This window comes from Actinomyces sp. HMSC065F12 (assembly GCF_001814535.1).
GTDB classification, from domain to species: Bacteria; Actinomycetota; Actinomycetes; order Actinomycetales; family Actinomycetaceae; genus Pauljensenia; species Pauljensenia radingae_A.
The window spans coordinates 1-309 of the sequence record NZ_KV817039.1; the positions used below are offsets into that span (position 1 = coordinate 1).

Below are 309 nucleotides of genomic sequence, written 5' to 3' on the forward strand. Positions count from 1 at the left end.
TGGTGTAGGGGGATTGTTCTGGCCTGATGTAGGTGAGACCGTTGGCGATTTGTTGGGTGGTGCAGCCCATGAGGGTGAGGCGTTCGATGATTTGGCCGGCGTCACTTTCGTAGTCGATGTAGGCGACGTGGTTCCCGGCTTGGAGTTGGCGGGCGGTTTCGGTTTGGATGAGGAGGCTTTTTCCGGACTCGCTTTCGCCGTGGATGTCGTGGATGAGGCCGGGGTAGAGGAGTGCGACGTTGTCGGTGCGTGTGAAGAGCGTGGGGACTGGCGGGGTGTAGGTGCCGTCGAGGTATGGGGTGAGGTTGG

Annotated in this window: 1 protein-coding gene; it reads right to left on the minus strand. The window is 60.5% G+C overall.

Features of this window, described 5'->3' with window-relative positions; translation table 11 throughout:
* A partial coding sequence (locus HMPREF2975_RS12635) for a P-loop NTPase family protein (RefSeq protein WP_227469373.1) occupies window positions 1–309 on the minus strand: 309 nt, incomplete at both ends.